This window comes from Enterococcus sp. LJL99 (assembly GCF_054871725.1).
Map to the genome: position 1 here is coordinate 1 of NZ_JBTXLT010000033.1, position 618 is coordinate 618.

The window sequence follows — 618 nt, forward strand, 5'->3', positions numbered from 1 at the left end:
GTTGTTGAAATGTTTCAATAATTGTTTTTCAATTGTTGTTTTTATATATGTAGCACCCATAGCTCAACTGGATAGAGTGTTTGACTACGAATCAAAAGGTTAGGGGTTCGACTCCCTTTGGGTGCATTAGTTTTACGGGAAGTAGCTCAGCTTGGTAGAGCACTTGGTTTGGGACCAAGGGGTCGCAGGTTCGAATCCTGTCTTCCCGATATTTTATGGGGCCTTAGCTCAGATGGGAGAGCGCCTGCTTTGCACGCAGGAGGTCAGCGGTTCGATCCCGCTAGGCTCCATTTAATTGTTTTATATTTTCGCGGTGTAGCTCAGCTGGCTAGAGCGTCCGGTTCATACCCGGGAGGTCGGGGGTTCGATCCCCTTCGCCGCGATTTATTTTTAAGAGCCAGGACCTTTAGCTCAGTTGGTTAGAGCAGACGGCTCATAACCGTCCGGTCGTAGGTTCGAGTCCTACAAGGTCCATTTTGTAGCGACACTTATTAATAATATGGAGGATTACCCAAGTCCGGCTGAAGGGAACGGTCTTGAAAACCGTCAGGCGGGTAAAACCGTGCAAGGGTTCGAATCCCTTATCCTCCTTTCTGATAATCATTGTGATTTTCAGTT

General features: G+C 47.4%; 6 tRNA genes. All 6 read left to right on the forward strand.

Features of this window, described 5'->3' with window-relative positions:
• The first annotated feature begins 52 nt into the window (after positions 1–52).
• The 6 genes from ACYSNW_RS18150 (at position 53) to ACYSNW_RS18175 (ending at position 591) form a co-directional block, all read left to right on the forward strand.
• A tRNA-Arg gene (locus ACYSNW_RS18150) sits at positions 53–126 on the forward strand.
• Positions 127–135: 9 nt separating this feature from the next.
• Positions 136–209: transfer RNA gene (locus ACYSNW_RS18155), tRNA-Pro, on the forward strand.
• 8 nt (positions 210–217) lie between these two features.
• Positions 218–290: transfer RNA gene (locus ACYSNW_RS18160), tRNA-Ala, on the forward strand.
• A 19-nt stretch (positions 291–309) separates the two neighbouring features.
• A tRNA-Met gene (locus ACYSNW_RS18165) sits at positions 310–383 on the forward strand.
• A 17-nt stretch (positions 384–400) separates the two neighbouring features.
• Positions 401–474: transfer RNA gene (locus ACYSNW_RS18170), tRNA-Ile, on the forward strand.
• Between the two features lie 27 nt (positions 475–501).
• Positions 502–591 (forward strand) — tRNA-Ser (locus ACYSNW_RS18175).
• The last annotated feature ends 27 nt before the right edge of the window (positions 592–618 follow it).